Source organism: Hymenobacter cavernae, assembly GCF_014641455.1.
GTDB lineage: Bacteria > Bacteroidota > Bacteroidia > Cytophagales > Hymenobacteraceae > Hymenobacter > Hymenobacter cavernae.
The window spans coordinates 797,954-812,022 of the sequence record NZ_BMHT01000001.1 but is presented as its reverse complement, the minus strand read 5'-3'; the positions used below and the strand labels follow the sequence as shown (position 1 = coordinate 812,022).

The following is a 14,069-nucleotide window of genomic DNA, read 5'->3' as shown; positions in this document are numbered from 1 at the left end:
TACGCTTTGCCATTCGAAGTAGCGTGAGGAACCTGAGTTAATCAACCTGGGTCATTAACTGGATTTGATCCTTGTCGCTGTTGGATACGTAAAATGACAACTTCTTCTCTGATTAGGGCAAACAAAAACGCCGTACCAAGATGATACGGCGTCTTTTACCTTTTTTGCGCGAAAGGTATGAACTAGATTTTAGGAAGGGTAAGCACTTGACCTACCTCGATATGGTCGGGGTTGGCACCGATGGTAGCCTTGTTGGCTTCGTAGATCTGATGCCATTTGGTGGCATCGCCGTAATGATGTTTGGCAATTTTAGAGAGCGAATCGCCACTCACCACCGTGTAGGAGTCACCTTGGGTAGTAGTGGCCGCGGCGGGCTGAGCCGCGTTGCTGCCAAAGAAATCAGTAGCACCGGCAGCAGGCTTGGCAGCTGGTTGAACCGGTTTTTCTTCGCCTTTATTGAGAAAATCAAATAGTCCCATGCTTGTGTGTCGGTTAGAAGTAAGAGGGAGAGAGTACGACAGCCGAGCCCTAGTAAAACAGCGCCAGCTAATCATAGAGAACAGTACGGGGGGACAATGATTAAGTTGCTCTTAGTTAACGGCCTGAGCGCCACAATTAACCCTAGGCACGCTTCATCGTATGAAGCCCATCTGCACAGTTGTTTCTAACGGACAACTGCGGAACCTTCACAAACCTTTCTCTCTCCCTAACCTTACCCCCAAATTAGTATGAAAACCCTGTCATCTCCCTTGCGCTACCTGGCTAGCCTGTTGGTGCTAGTATCATTGTTTACCTTCAGCTGTAGCCAGAAAAATGAAGTAGGCGACACCAACCTGCTCTACGGCACAGAAAGCAAAGTTTGGAAAACCAACAAAGAAACCAGCGCCAGCGGCGAAAAGGTAGCCCAGACAAGCGCCGACAAGAAAACGGAGCTGCGCTTCTACGCTAACGGCAACTTCAACATGACCTCGCCCGCACAGTCGATGCAGGGCAAGTACACGTTTGACCAAGCCGGCAAGAAAATCACGCTGACTCCTGATGGCGCACCTAATTCGCTGACCTTCGATGTGGTGAACCTGACCAAGGACGAAATCACACTGAAAGCCCCCGATGGCTCGCAGATGATGCTGGAGGCTGACTAACCTAGGTTGACAAAAGCCAAATTTTGAACATGTTGACAAAAAAGCCCTTCTACAGCACGTAGAAGGGCTTTTTTGTGCTGTTCGTTGTGGTTGAGCTTCTGGAGCTAGGGTCAAACAAACCCGAAGAAACCTAGGTTAATCGGCTTTGATCTGCTGTCCTCAGGGGCAAAATCTACCAACCCTCAACCACAACATGGAACCCTACAAAGAGCTGAATAAGCAGTACATCGATGGCGTCTGGCGCGACGGCCGCGAAGACGATACTATCCAGGACATCAATCCGTATGATAATTCGGTGCTGGTGGAAATAAATTGCGCCGGCCTGGCCGAGCTGAATGAAGCCTACGAAGCCGCCCAGCGCGCTGGTGTAACGTGGGCCGCGCTTCTGCCGCAAGAACGGCGGGATGTACTGCTGAAAGCAGCTGACATTCTGCTGGCCCGCAAGGATGAATTTGCCCACTGGATTGCCCAGGAAGCGGGTGGCGCCCACGCCAAAGGCGAAATTGAAGTGATGCTGGCCCGCGAGGTGATTATTGAAGCGTCAACTTTCCCGAGTCGTTTGCACGGCTTCATCCTGCCCTCGAGCATTCCCGGCAAAGAAAGCCGCGTGTACCGGAAGCCGCTGGGCGTAATCGGCATCATTAGCCCCTGGAATTTCCCGGTGCACTTGTCGATGCGCTCTATCGCACCGGCCCTAGGTTGCGGCAATGCCATTGTGGTGAAACCAGCCTCGCAAACGCCCGTGACGGGTGGCACGCTGCTAGCCAAGCTGTTCGAAGAAGCTGGCTTGCCGAAAGGCGTTTTCAACGTGGTAGTCGGTAAGTCGTCGGTGATTGGCGACCCGTTTGTGGCGCACCCTATTCCGAAGCTGATTTCGTTCACTGGCTCTACGCCAGTGGGCAAAGGCATCGGAAAGCTGGCCGGCGAAAACCTCAAGAAAGTGGCGCTAGAGCTAGGTGGCAACAATGTGTTTATCGTGCTGGAGGACGCGGATATTGACCAGGCAGTAGCCGCCGCTATGATGGGCAAATTCATGCACCAGGGCCAAATCTGCATGGCTGTCAACCGCTTCCTGGTGCACGAGGCCGTGTACGGTGAGTTCTGCGGCAAGCTGGTGGAGCGCACCAAAGCCCTGAAAGTAGGCGACCCGCGCGACCGGGACACCGACATCGGTCCGCTCATCGATGAGAAGCAAGTGAAGCGTATTCAGAAAGACATCGAAGAAAGCGTAGCTCAGGGCGCCAAAATAGAATGTGGCGGCCAGGCCGAAGGCGCGGTGCTGTACCCAACGGTGATGACCAACGTGCGCAACAATATGCCCATTGCGCACAACGAAATTTTCGGCCCAGTGGCGCCAGTTATTGCCTTCAAGGATGAACAAGAATTGCTGAAGCTAGCTAACGAGCTGGATTTTGGCCTCAGTGGCGCCCTGCACACCCGCAACGTAGAGCGCGGTGTGCAACTGGCCCGCCAAGTAGAAACCGGCATGATTCACGTAAACGACCAGAGCGTGAACGACGAGCCCAACGCGCCTTTCGGCGGGGAGCGGGAGTCAGGCCTAGGTCGCTTTGGTGGCGAGTGGGTAATGGATGAAATGACCCGAGTGCAGTGGGTATCCGTGCAGCACGAGCCGCGTCAGTATCCGATTTAAGGAGCTTTTGCTGAGCTGTAAATGATTCACCCCTAGCTTTCTACTTATCACGGAAGGCTAGGGGTGAAGTCGTATTAGACGGTAGCCGAACGCCTGAACACCCGCGCTACCCAGCGCGGCAGGAACACGGCGCCCAGCACCAAATACAGGTAATACGTGACGATGCGGTAGAACAAAATCACGAAGTTGGTCATGGTCGGCGTGCCGATAAAGCGCCCGAAGAAGATCGGGAAAGCGCCTTCCGCAATGCCTGCGCCGCCGGGCGTAATAGCGACCAGCAGCACGACTTTATAGATCATGTTGCGGCTGAAAATAACCCAGAACTCGCCGAAGTTGATCGGAATGAAAGCGGCAATGATGCAGCCGATGATCAGGTAGCGCGCCGTCCAGACGAAGGCCGTGGCCAGCGCGGTTCGTATCCAGTAGCCTGCTTTGTTGCCGCGGAGCTGGGCCGAAGCTAGCATCATCTCCTTGCCGTGCTTGTACGCATTAGGACGCCAGCGGCGTAGCAGCCGAAACGAGAACAGCCGCACCAAAAACCGCTTCATAGCAGTCGGGCTAATGAACAAGGCGTAAATCATGGCCCCCGCGTACAAAGTCACGGACACGTAGCTCACGACAAAAGCAACGCGTAGTGACGCTGCGAAAGCGCCTTTCAGCTCATCTGGGAACAATCCTTCGCCCGCCCAGAGCACCACCAGCGGCACCGCTATAACGTAGTAAATATTGTCCAGCAAGGCCGTTACCATCACGTAGGCCAGAGACTTACCTAGGGTGATGCCTTCCTTGTTCAGAATAAACGGCGCTACCGATGTGCCACCCGCCGCCGATGGGAGCACGCAGGAGGCAAACTCCCAAATCATAATCACATCTAGGCTTTGGCGCCAGCTAAGCACGCGTTCCGAGATTTCGCGGATGCGGTAAATGTAACCTAGGTCGCGGGCCACCAGCACGGCCAGCGTAATCAGGAGCCATTGGAACTTGGCCTCGCGGAGCGGAGCTAGGTCGCCAGGATGATAACTCCGCCAAAACATGAAGCCTACGACCCCAATGCCGATGAGAACGGGCAGGATAATGCGCGAGGGCTTGAGCTTATCCAGAAGCTGCTGATCTTGACTTTGCTGGGTAAGGGGCATAGGCGTAAGCTGGGTGGGCAAAAATAGGCATTATCGGCCGCCGGGCGCATGAACGCCCCAGCAGTCGGGAATTATGTAAGGTGCGTGGCTCCGTATTTGTACTAGTCTAAGGTGAAAAGGCTGAGCTTGTCGGGTAAACACAACAACCGGTCAACTGGAAAACCCGTAACTTTGGCTGTTGTACGTGTTAGCGCAACTGACAGCTAGGCTTAACATTTCACCTCTTACGTCTGTTGCCCACAGTTATTTACTCCTTGTTTTTTTCCTACGATGATTGTCGAACCTGGTGAATTGCTGGCGGCTGTAAACTCGCCCGATGATCTTAAGAAGCTTTCCGAAGATCAACTGGTGCAACTGAGCCAGGAACTCCGACAATTTATTATCGATTCAGTTTCGATTTATGGCGGTCATTTCGGGGCTTCACTCGGTGTAGTGGAGCTGACGGTGGCGTTGCATTATATCTTCAACACGCCCTACGACCAGCTCGTGTGGGATGTGGGCCACCAGGCTTACGGCCACAAGATACTGACCGGCCGGCGCGACCGTTTCCCAACTAATCGCCGCTACGGTGGCATGTCGGGCTTCCCGAAGCGTAGTGAAAGTGAGTACGATGCCTTCGGCGTCGGCCACAGCAGCACTAGCATTGGCGCAGCCCTAGGTATGGCGGTAGCTTCGGAGTACAAAGGCGAGAAAGATCGTCAGCATATTGCCGTTATCGGTGATGGGTCCATGACAGCCGGTATGGCCTTCGAAGCGTTGAATCATGCGGGCGTTGAGAAGTCGAACCTGCTGGTGATTCTTAATGACAATTGCATGAGCATCGACCCCAACGTGGGCGCGCTCAAAGAATATCTGACCGACATCACCACTTCCCGCACCTACAACAAAGTGCGCGACGAGCTGTGGAATGTGCTAGGTAAGCTGAGCAAGTTCGGTCCTAACCCGCAACACATTGCCCGCAAAGTGGAAACCGCCATGAAGGCTACTTTGATGAAACAAAGTAATCTATTTGAGGCGCTGAAATTCCGCTACTTCGGCCCGGTTGATGGGCACGATGTCAACCACTTGGTGACCATTCTGCGTGACCTGCGCAGCATTCCCGGTCCCAAAATTCTGCACTGTGTTACGGTAAAAGGCAAAGGCTATGCTCTGGCCGAAAAAGACCAAACGCTGTGGCACGCGCCCGGCTTGTTCGATAAGATTACGGGCGAGATCTATAAGAAGCACCACGACAAGCCCCAGCCGCCGAAGTATCAGGATGTGTTTGGGCATACCATTGTAGAGTTAGCCGAGCAGAACGCCAAGATCATGGGTGTAACGCCGGCTATGCCTTCCGGCTCGTCGCTGAACATCATGATGGAGGCGATGCCGAATCGTGCCTTCGATGTGGGCATTGCCGAGCAGCACGCTGTGGTGTTCTCAGCTGGCCTCGCTACGCAAGGTTTGGTGCCGTTCTGCAATATCTACTCTTCGTTCATGCAGCGCGCCTACGACCAAGTGGTGCACGATGTCGCGCTGCAAAACCTGAACGTCGTGTTCTGCCTCGATCGTGCTGGGTTCGCTGGTGCTGATGGTCCCACGCACCACGGCTCCTACGACATCGCCTACATGCGCTGCATCCCGAATATGGTGGTATCAGCTCCAATGAACGAAAGCGAACTGCGCAACCTCATGTACACCGCACAACTGCCCGACGCTGGCCCGTTCAGCATCCGTTACCCACGTGGTGAAGGTGTGATGCCGGAATGGCGTACGCCGTTCAAGAAAATCACGGTGGGCACCGGTCGTGTTGTTCGTGAAGGGGAAGGTGTAGCTATCCTGAGCTTCGGCCACATAGGCAACTACGCCGTACGTGCCACGAATCAGTTGCTAGCCGAAGGCCTAGAGCCTGGGCACTATGATATGCGCTTTGCGAAGCCGCTCGACGAGGAGATGCTGCACGACATTCTAAGTCGCTACAAAGCCATTGTGACGGTAGAAGACGGCTGTCTGCAAGGTGGATTCGGCTCCGCTATCCTAGAGTTCGTAGCCGACCATGGCTACAGCATTCCTGTGAAGCGCCTCGGCATCCCGGACCGCGTAATAGAGCACGGCACACAAGACGAACTCTACAAAGAGTGCGGCTTCGATGCTGCTGGCATTGCTGCCGCCGTTCGTGAGCTAACCGGCAAAGTAGCCGCACAGCTTGGCATCGAAACGGTGATTCTGTAGCGAAAAGCTAGGTTTCTGAAAACAGAAAAGCCCCGTTGGATTTCGGTCTAGCGGGGCTTTTTGTAGTAATACAAATTAAAGTCGTCGAAGCGACGGTAAGCAAAGGAGCTTTCTCCACTAACCGTGCGCTAGGGGCTTTGCTTTGATAAAGGACTAAACAACAAAAGGCCTCCTCAGCAATTAGCTAAGGAGGCCCCTCGTCGTACCAGAGACGGGAATCGAACCCGTACGCCTATTCGGCAAGGGATTTTAAGTCCCTCGTGTCTACCTGTTCCACCACTCCGGCCTGTGCCTTATGTTGGCTCTTGCCCCGGTAAGACGAAGTCTGTGCGTGACAATTAGGACAAAGTAACTGCAAATTTTCTATTCTATGGTCATCATTGCGACCATTTATGTGGTGCAACTCCAATGGAATTGGCTGACCAAACCATTCACGCAACGCGCAAGCTTCGCAATAGTGCTCTTTTACAGCTTCTTTCAGCAATCGGTTGCGCAAGCCGTGCGTGAACTTATAAGGGGAGTGCTCCACCAAAATGTCAGTCAATGGTTTGCTCTTCCCGAACTTTCGATAGCGTGATCCGCTGTTCCAGCCTTGGCCTGTAAAGTGGCTGGTGTCCAATTGTAGCGTAGCAATACGCGTCTGGACAGTTTTGTAATTGCCGCCCGCCGGCACCAAACCTAGCCGTACGATTACTTGGGCGACTGATAAGCTTTGCGCTACTACTTCGCGGAATTGTACGTCGGCTACTTTCGGCGGCATGTCTGGGATTGTTCAGTGCAGCATGAAAACCACTGCTAACAAGGTAGACACACAAGAAAAGAAAACCCCGACCTCTGCCTTTTTTGGAGTAAAAACAAAAGAGACGTTGCTGAAAAGCAACGTCTCTTTTGTTTGGAGCGGGAGACGGGGTTCGAACCCGCGACCTCGACCTTGGCAAGGTCGCGCTCTACCAACTGAGCTACTCTCGCGTATCGTCCGCGTTGTTGCGGTGGCGAATGGTGCGACAAAGGTACAAGGGTTTTTCTTTCTGTCAAGAGGCGGAAGAAAAAAAGTCGTGAAATCTTTCTCTTGAAAATGCTTCTAGCTCATTATCAGGGGCTTTTTTTACTAAGTTTTTTGTTGCACTTCGAAAAGCGAGCAGCAGGAATGATCGAGATGGTAAGCACTCCTGCTGCTCGCTGCCTGGCTATCGCTCAGATTTACTGATTACCTAGGGCTAGCTTCAATTCATTCAGTTTAAGCAGTGCGTCGATAGGGGTGAGGGTGTTCACGTCGAGGTGTTGGAGAAGGTCGCGCACGCGCTCTAGGGCCGGGTCAGCGGGCTCAAACATGCTGAGCTGCAAGCTAGGTCTTGGGACGCTAGCCACGGCTGCGGCAGGTTGTGGCCTAGGTCCGCGGGCTGCTTGGTCATCTGAGGATTGACTGTTCAGGGGAACTACTTTGCCGCCGGTTGCTGCCGGTTCGGCTTCCAAGCCTGCCAGTACATCGTCAAACTCCGTTGGGCCATCTTCCAAACTGGTGTTGGTTCGTTCCTGCTCCAAGTGGTGCATAATTTCATTGGCGCGCAGCACGACAGCGGTGGGCATACCAGCCATTCGGGCCACATGAATGCCGAAGCTATGCTCGGAGCCGCCCGCCACCAGCTTGCGCATAAACAGGATACGGCCGTCGGCTTCCTTCACGGCTACGTTGAAGTTGCGGACCCTAGGGCAGTCTTCGGCGAGCTGGTTGAGTTCGTGGTAGTGCGTGGCGAAGAGCGTTTTGGCTTTTGCCTTCGGATTGTTGTGCAGGTGCTCCACAATGGCCCACGCAATGCTGATGCCGTCGTAGGTGCTGGTGCCGCGCCCGATTTCGTCCATCAGCACGAGGCTGCGGTCGGAGAGGTTGTTGAGGATGCTGGCTGTTTCGGTCATTTCCACCATGAAGGTGCTTTCGCCCTTGCTCAGGTTATCGGAAGCGCCCACACGGGTGAAGATCTTGTCGATGACGCCGATGGTGGCAGCTTCAGCGGGCACGAAAGAGCCGATCTGTGCCAGCAGCACAATCAGCGCCGTTTGCCGTAGCAGCGCCGACTTACCGGCCATGTTCGGCCCGGTAATCACCACGATTTGCTGCTCATCCTGATCCAGACGAATGTCGTTGGGAATGTAGGATTCGCCAACTGGCAGCTGCCGCTCGATAACCGGGTGACGGCCTTGCTTGATGTCGAGCACCGTGGTGTCGTTCACGATAGGCTTCACGTAGTTGTACTGCCGCGCCGTAGTAGCAAAGCTAGCCAAGCAGTCGGTGATGCCGATAGCGCGGGCGTTCTGCTGAATCTGCGGCACGAAGTCCATCGCCAGCAGCACCAGATCGTTGTAAATCTGCTGCTCCAGCACAAACAGACGATCTTCGGCGTGCAGGATCTTCTCCTCGTAGGTCTTTAGCTCCTCGGTGATGTAGCGTTCGGCATTGACCAGCGTCTGCTTGCGAATCCAGGAGCTAGGTACCTTGTTCTTGTGCGCGTTCGATACCTCCAGATAGTAGCCAAAGACTTTATTATAAGCAACTTTCAGCGAAGAGATGCCCGTGTTTTGCTGCTCGCGCTGCTGAATCTGCAACAGGTAGTCTTTGCCCGAAAAAGCGATGCTGCGCAGCTCGTCCAACTCCTTGTCAACACCGTCATTTAACACGTTGCCTTGATTGGTGAGCAGCGGGGCATCCTGCTTGATCTTGGCCTTGATTTCTTCGCGCAATGTGGCGCATGGATTAAGCTGATCGGCCGATTTCTGCAATGCCCGGATTCCGGAGCCCGCCAGGAGCGCCCGCATCGGCTCGATGGCATCGAGGGCGCGACTGAGCTGCAACAGCTCCCGCGGATTGACGCGGCGTACGGCAACTTTGGAAATAAGCCGCTCTAAGTCGTTGATCTGACGTAAGTGCTGCGTGAGCTGACCTAGGAGTTCGTCGTCTTGCAGCAGGGCGTCTACGGTATCGAGGCGGCGCTGAATCTGGGCGGGCTCTTTTAGCGGCAGCACCACCCACTTGCGCAGCAGGCGGGCACCCATCGGCGTCACGGTTTGGTCGAGAATGTCGATGAGAGGCACACCCCCGACGTGCTGGGGCAGTACCAGTTCCAGGTTGCGCACCGTGAAGCGGTCGAGCCACACGTACTTATCTTCCTCCAGGCGCCCGATACCGGCAATGTGACCGACGTCGGTGTGCTTGGTCTCGGCCAGGTAGTGCAGAATGCAGCCAGCAGCCGTGATGCCCTCGCGCAGTCCATCAATGCCAAAGCCTTTGAGCGAAGTCGTTTTGAAGTGACGCGTAAGTGTGTCGTGGGCGTAGTCGAAGCCGAAAACCCACTCATCCAAGGCATAATGGCAGAAGTCGGGGCCGTAATGCTGCTCGAACTCGGCGCGGCTTTTCTTGCAGAACAAGACCTCGGCCGGCGCGAAGTTTTGCAGGAGCTTACCTAGGTATGCCCGGTCACCTTGCGCCACCAGGAACTCGCCGGTGCTGATATCGAGGAAGGAAATACCGGCTTCCTGCTTGCCGAAGTGAATGGCACACAGGTAGTTGTTGCTCTTGCGTTCCAGCACGTTGTCGTTGAAGGAAACGCCGGGCGTGACCAGCTCCGTGATGCCGCGCTTCACTAGGCCTTTGGCTAGCTTCGGATCTTCAAGCTGGTCGCAGATGGCGACGCGCTGGCCGGCACGCACGAGCTTAGGCAGGTGCGTATCGAGGGAATGATGCGGAAAGCCAGCGAGTTGCGTTTCGGCGGGTGTGCCAGCGCCGCGCTTCGTGAGCACGATATCCAGGATGCGGCTCGTGGTGACGGCATCCTCGCCGAAGGTTTCGTAGAAGTCGCCCACGCGGAACAGGATGAGCGCGCCCGGATGCTGCTGCTTTAGAGCATAGTACTGCTTCATCAGCGGGGTATCGGCCACGGGCGCGGGGCCGAGCGTGCCGTGCATCGGAATGGGCTTCTTAGGGGAGGCGGTACTTGTTTTCACGAGCGGGAAGAAACGGAGTTAAAGAGCAAAGCGGCCGGGCCGGCATACTTCGCTGAACCTAGGTTGCCAGGTTCTGATTGTCAACGTCGGCGGCACCGATGCGCGTTCCTACCTTTGCATATGCGCAAACTCACGATGGAAGAGCTGAACCGGCTGACGGTGACAGACTTCAAAAATACGCAAAAATTCCCCCTAACCCTCGTCCTCGACAACGTGCGCAGCCTGCACAATGTAGGCGCTGCCTTCCGCACCGCCGATGCCTTTGCGGTGGAGAAAGTATGGCTCTGTGGCATCACGGGGCGCCCACCTCAGCGCGAAATCACCAAGACAGCCCTAGGCAGTACTGAGTCGGTGGTGTGGGAATACGCGCCGACGACCAGCGAAGCCATCCGGCAGTTGAAAGCGGCGGGTTATTTAATCGTGGCCGTGGAGCAAACGGACCAAAGCCAGTCGTTGGCCACCTTCCAGCCTGACCCCAACCGCGCCTATGCGCTGGTGATGGGCAACGAAGTGTTTGGGGTAGAGGATGAAGTGCTGGTCCTGTGCGACGCGGCCATAGAAATTCCGCAGTTTGGCACCAAGCATTCGCTCAATGTTTCGGTGGCCGCTGGGGTGGTATTGTGGGATTTTCTAAAAAAGATGGGCTTAGCTGGATAGCTGCTGCTGCGTGTGAGTTAGCTCAGGCACTCACCTAGCAAGCTTTAGCTTAGTTATAATAAATATTGTTTAAGTTCAAATAAGTGTAGCCTAGGCATTGCCGTTGAAGTCAGTGCCTAGGTTACACTTGTTGGTAGTTGTGATGCGCCCTCTGAGGCCAACTGGGGCCTGTTTATGTTGCTTGTTGCTGATTAATAGAGGATTGTAAAAAAGAATTATTCTTGTAATTCTTTGAGAATTCATGTGTAGCTTTGAAAATCAAGCTCTTCTTTGAAAAGCCACATTGCCTTCCTTAAATTTCCCAACATTACTCTATGCGTAAATCTTTTACCCTGTCTACCTATCGTGCTCTGACGCTGGCGGCCATGTTGGCGGCCCCGGGGCTGGCAGCTGCCCAAACCACGCCGCTGGGTATTGCGCTAAGTCAGTTCAGTACCCAACGCGGCAAGCTAGGTCTCAGCGCGGCTGATCTCAATAATCCGGCGGTTACGTCTTCTTACACGGATGCTGGCTCCGGGGTAACCCACGTATACCTGCGGCAGCGGTACCAGGGCATTGAGGTGTACGGTGCCGAAGCCGATCTGCACTTGAGCCGGGCAAACAAGCTGGTGAGTCTGCACAGCAACTTTGTCGCTAATGTAGCCGCGCAGGCCCGTGCCAAAGCCCCGACACTTACGGCTGCGCAGGCAGTAGCAGCAGCGGCTCGCGCCCTAGGGCTGACTACCCCAGGCAACCTGACAATAGAGCAAAACGGCCAGCCGGAAGAAGGCTTGGTCTTCAGTGAAGGGGGTATATCCCTGGAGAAGATTCCGGTGAAGCTCATGTACCAAGCCGCTGCCAGCGGTGAGCTGGTGCTGGTGTGGGATGTGACCATTGCGCCGAAGGATGGCCAGCATTATTGGAACGCCCGGGTGGATGCCAGCACCGGCCAATTAGTAGATAAGAGTGACTATACAGTCAGTGAGCCAGTTAGCTTTATTGAGCTGGCGCAACGCAGTTTAGGTGCCGCTGCCTGGCCTGCGCCTATTACCTCCAGTGCTACCGCAACACCAAACAGCTACGGGGTATGGCCCATTACGGTGGAAAGCCCCATTCATGGCGCCCGCCAAGTGGTCGTCAACCCGGCTGACCCCACGTACTCGCCCTTCGGCTGGCACGACACCAACGGGGTGGCCGGGCCCGAGTACACCATCACGCGCGGCAACAACGTGCACGCTTACGAAGATCGGGCCGCATCCAATGCCATCGGCTACAGCCCCGATGGTGGTACGGATCTGATCTTTGACTTCCCATTCGATCAAAGCCTGCTCACCGCAAATGCCAATCAGGACGCGGCCATCACCAACTTGTTCTACTGGAGCAATCTGATGCACGACGTAATGGCCTACAAAGGCTTTGACGAAGTGAGCGGCAACTTCCAGGCAAAGAATTACACTGAGCAAGGCCGCGGGCTTGACTACGTGCAAGCTGAAGCCCAGGACGGCAGCGGCACCAACAACGCCAACTTCTCGACGCCTGCAGATGGCACTCGCCCCCGGATGCAGATGTATAAGTGGCCCGGCGCTTTGCTCAGTATCACGGCTCCTTCTCCTTTGGCTGGGACTGTACCGGCGGCTGGTGTAGCTTATGGCAAGACCCTGAACGCTTTAGGCACAATTTCCGGTACTATCGTTGTCGTAAACGATGGCTCAACTAATCCGGCGCGGGGCTGCAACACGCCCTTTGTGAATGCCGCCGCCGTGAAGGACAACATTGCGCTAATCGTGCGGGGTAAGTGTAACTTCGTTGATAAGATTAAGAATGCGCAAGCTGCTGGTGCTAAGCTGGTAATCGTAGCCGACAGCATTCCGGATGCTGGTCTGCTCAACATTGGGGGCAGCACCGATACCGTTGGCTTGCGGGTGCCTTCCATTGCTATTACCAAGTTCGACAGCGACCGAATCAGAGCCTCGATTACCGCTGGCAATCCGGTTACCGTTACCATCGGGCCGGTTGTGCGCGATGGCGACTTCGACAACGGCATTGTGGCTCACGAATACGGTCATGGTATCAGTACGCGTCTGACTGGCGGGCCGGCTAACTCCAACTGCTTGCCCAACACGACGGGCTATGAGACAATGGGCGAAGGCTGGAGCGACTTTTTCGGCCTGTGGATGACGACCAAGCCCAGCGACAAAGGCGAGTCGCCCCGCGGTATCGGCAACTTCGTGAGCGGCCTGCCCGCCCTGACGGGTGCCGGCATCCGGCACAAGCCCTATTCTACTGATTTTGCAGTGAATAACTTCACGTACGGACAGCTAGGTACTGCTGCGGGCAAGTTCAGCGAAACTCATGATGTAGGGGAGGTGTGGGCAGCCATGCTGTGGGACCTTAACTGGGCACTTATCAAGAAATACCCCTACAACGCTGACCTAAAAGCCCCTACTGGTGGCAACAACATTGCGTTGAAGCTTGTGCTGGATGGCTGCAAGCTACAGCCTTGCACCCCGGGCTTCGTAGATGGCCGCAATGCCATTCTGAAAGCTGATACGCTCAATAACAAGGCGGCCAATGCCGCTCTGATCTGGCAGGTATTTGCCCGCCGGGGCCTAGGTTACAGCGCCGTACAAGGCTCCAGCAAAAGCGTAGCCGATAACAGGGAAGCCTTCGACTTGCCGCCCGGCGTGCTGGCCACGCAGAAGCAGCTCAGCGAGGATATGCTAGCTGTGTACCCGAACCCGGCCAGCAGCCAGCTAACGGTGCGTACCCTGATCAGCAGCCGTACGCCCGTGCAGGTTTCGCTCCTGACGATGCTAGGGGCAACCGTACAAACAACCGAGGTTCCGGCTGCTGTCATGCAGCAGAGCGGGACGCAGTTGAATACTGCTTCCTTGACTAACGGTCTGTACTTGGTGAAGATCAATACTTCCAACGGTATTGTAACGAAGAAAGTCTTGGTGCAACACTAGGCGGAAGGCTGGCGCTAGTAGCCAGCTTACCTGCGCAGGCAAAAAGAACCCCGTTTGGCTCCGTGCTAGGCGGGGTTTCTTTTTGGCCGCTCTGAATGAAAGCTAGGTTACTCAACCGGATCGAACGGTCTTAGCTTCGCTCGACAGCAGGAGGGCTGAGGAATTTACCAGCTGCCAGCTGGATCCGTAAAACAGGTAATATTTCATATACAATATTTATAAATAACTGAATTTTATACAGAAATAAATTTCGCATTGTCACAATTCATATATAGGTTTGGACAGCGGCCCTTCACGCAGCTGCTTTCGAACTTTCTCTAATCTCTCA

At 54.9% G+C, this 14,069-nt stretch carries 9 protein-coding genes and 2 tRNA genes; 6 read left to right on the top strand and 5 right to left on the bottom strand.

Translation table 11 applies throughout. The features are described from left to right. Positions 1 to 182 precede the first annotated feature (182 nt). Positions 183 to 479, bottom strand: coding sequence for a LysM peptidoglycan-binding domain-containing protein (locus IEX74_RS03470; protein ID WP_188810939.1), 297 nt, complete (start codon positions 477 to 479; stop codon positions 183 to 185). A 249-nt stretch (positions 480 to 728) separates the two neighbouring features. Here IEX74_RS03470 and IEX74_RS03465 point away from each other — a divergent pair, with 249 nt between their 5' ends. Together IEX74_RS03465 and IEX74_RS03460 are read left to right on the top strand one after the other, a co-directional pair. Further along, positions 729 to 1,142, top strand: coding sequence for a hypothetical protein (locus IEX74_RS03465; RefSeq protein WP_188810937.1), 414 nt, complete (start codon positions 729 to 731; stop codon positions 1,140 to 1,142). Between the two features lie 193 nt (positions 1,143 to 1,335). After that, complete coding sequence (locus IEX74_RS03460) at positions 1,336 to 2,793, top strand: aldehyde dehydrogenase family protein (RefSeq protein ID WP_188810935.1); 1,458 nt, start codon at positions 1,336 to 1,338, stop codon at positions 2,791 to 2,793. 74 nt (positions 2,794 to 2,867) lie between these two features. On the opposite strand, the gene IEX74_RS03455 is transcribed toward IEX74_RS03460, so the two are convergent. Next, complete coding sequence (locus IEX74_RS03455) at positions 2,868 to 3,929, bottom strand: lysylphosphatidylglycerol synthase transmembrane domain-containing protein (protein ID WP_188810933.1); 1,062 nt, start codon at positions 3,927 to 3,929, stop codon at positions 2,868 to 2,870. A gap of 270 nt (positions 3,930 to 4,199) precedes the next feature. On the opposite strand from IEX74_RS03455, the gene dxs reads away from it, so the two are divergent. Then, positions 4,200 to 6,140: a 1-deoxy-D-xylulose-5-phosphate synthase gene (dxs, locus tag IEX74_RS03450; RefSeq protein ID WP_188810931.1), complete on the top strand. Its 1,941-nt coding sequence runs from the start codon at positions 4,200 to 4,202 to the stop codon at positions 6,138 to 6,140. Between the two features lie 203 nt (positions 6,141 to 6,343). On the opposite strand, the gene IEX74_RS03445 is transcribed toward dxs, so the two are convergent. Next, positions 6,344 to 6,426, bottom strand: a tRNA-Leu gene (locus IEX74_RS03445). A gap of 84 nt (positions 6,427 to 6,510) precedes the next feature. Between IEX74_RS03445 and IEX74_RS23120 the strand changes: the two genes are divergently transcribed. Next, complete coding sequence (locus tag IEX74_RS23120; RefSeq protein WP_229755098.1) at positions 6,511 to 6,717, top strand: hypothetical protein; 207 nt, start codon at positions 6,511 to 6,513, stop codon at positions 6,715 to 6,717. Between the two features lie 316 nt (positions 6,718 to 7,033). On the opposite strand, the gene IEX74_RS03435 is transcribed toward IEX74_RS23120, so the two are convergent. Further along, positions 7,034 to 7,109 (bottom strand) — tRNA-Gly (locus IEX74_RS03435). Between the two features lie 231 nt (positions 7,110 to 7,340). Beyond that, positions 7,341 to 10,097: a DNA mismatch repair protein MutS gene (mutS, locus tag IEX74_RS03430; protein WP_188811379.1), complete on the bottom strand. Its 2,757-nt coding sequence runs from the start codon at positions 10,095 to 10,097 to the stop codon at positions 7,341 to 7,343. Between the two features lie 159 nt (positions 10,098 to 10,256). Here mutS and IEX74_RS03425 point away from each other — a divergent pair, with 159 nt between their 5' ends. Beyond that, positions 10,257 to 10,793 carry an RNA methyltransferase gene (locus IEX74_RS03425; RefSeq protein ID WP_188810930.1) on the top strand — a complete coding sequence of 179 codons (537 nt, stop codon included), beginning with the start codon at positions 10,257 to 10,259 and terminating at the stop codon, positions 10,791 to 10,793. Positions 10,794 to 11,107: 314 nt separating this feature from the next. Beyond that, positions 11,108 to 13,741: a T9SS-dependent M36 family metallopeptidase gene (locus IEX74_RS03420; RefSeq protein WP_188810928.1), complete on the top strand. Its 2,634-nt coding sequence runs from the start codon at positions 11,108 to 11,110 to the stop codon at positions 13,739 to 13,741. Positions 13,742 to 14,069: the final 328 nt, after the last annotated feature.

What these genes read in the sequence shown, in the direction of transcription:
- IEX74_RS03470 (WP_188810939.1), bottom strand. Translation starts at nt 479, where the DNA reads ATGGGACTATTTGATTTTCTCAATAAAGGCGAAGAAAAACCGGTTCAA.
- IEX74_RS03465 (WP_188810937.1), top strand. Translation starts at nt 729, where the DNA reads ATGAAAACCCTGTCATCTCCCTTGCGCTACCTGGCTAGCCTGTTGGTG.
- IEX74_RS03460 (WP_188810935.1), top strand. Translation starts at nt 1,336, where the DNA reads ATGGAACCCTACAAAGAGCTGAATAAGCAGTACATCGATGGCGTCTGG.
- IEX74_RS03455 (WP_188810933.1), bottom strand. Translation starts at nt 3,929, where the DNA reads ATGCCCCTTACCCAGCAAAGTCAAGATCAGCAGCTTCTGGATAAGCTC.
- dxs (WP_188810931.1), top strand. Translation starts at nt 4,200, where the DNA reads ATGATTGTCGAACCTGGTGAATTGCTGGCGGCTGTAAACTCGCCCGAT.
- IEX74_RS23120 (WP_229755098.1), top strand. Translation starts at nt 6,511, where the DNA reads ATGGTCATCATTGCGACCATTTATGTGGTGCAACTCCAATGGAATTGG.
- mutS (WP_188811379.1), bottom strand. Translation starts at nt 10,097, where the DNA reads ATGCACGGCACGCTCGGCCCCGCGCCCGTGGCCGATACCCCGCTGATG.
- IEX74_RS03425 (WP_188810930.1), top strand. Translation starts at nt 10,257, where the DNA reads ATGCGCAAACTCACGATGGAAGAGCTGAACCGGCTGACGGTGACAGAC.
- IEX74_RS03420 (WP_188810928.1), top strand. Translation starts at nt 11,108, where the DNA reads ATGCGTAAATCTTTTACCCTGTCTACCTATCGTGCTCTGACGCTGGCG.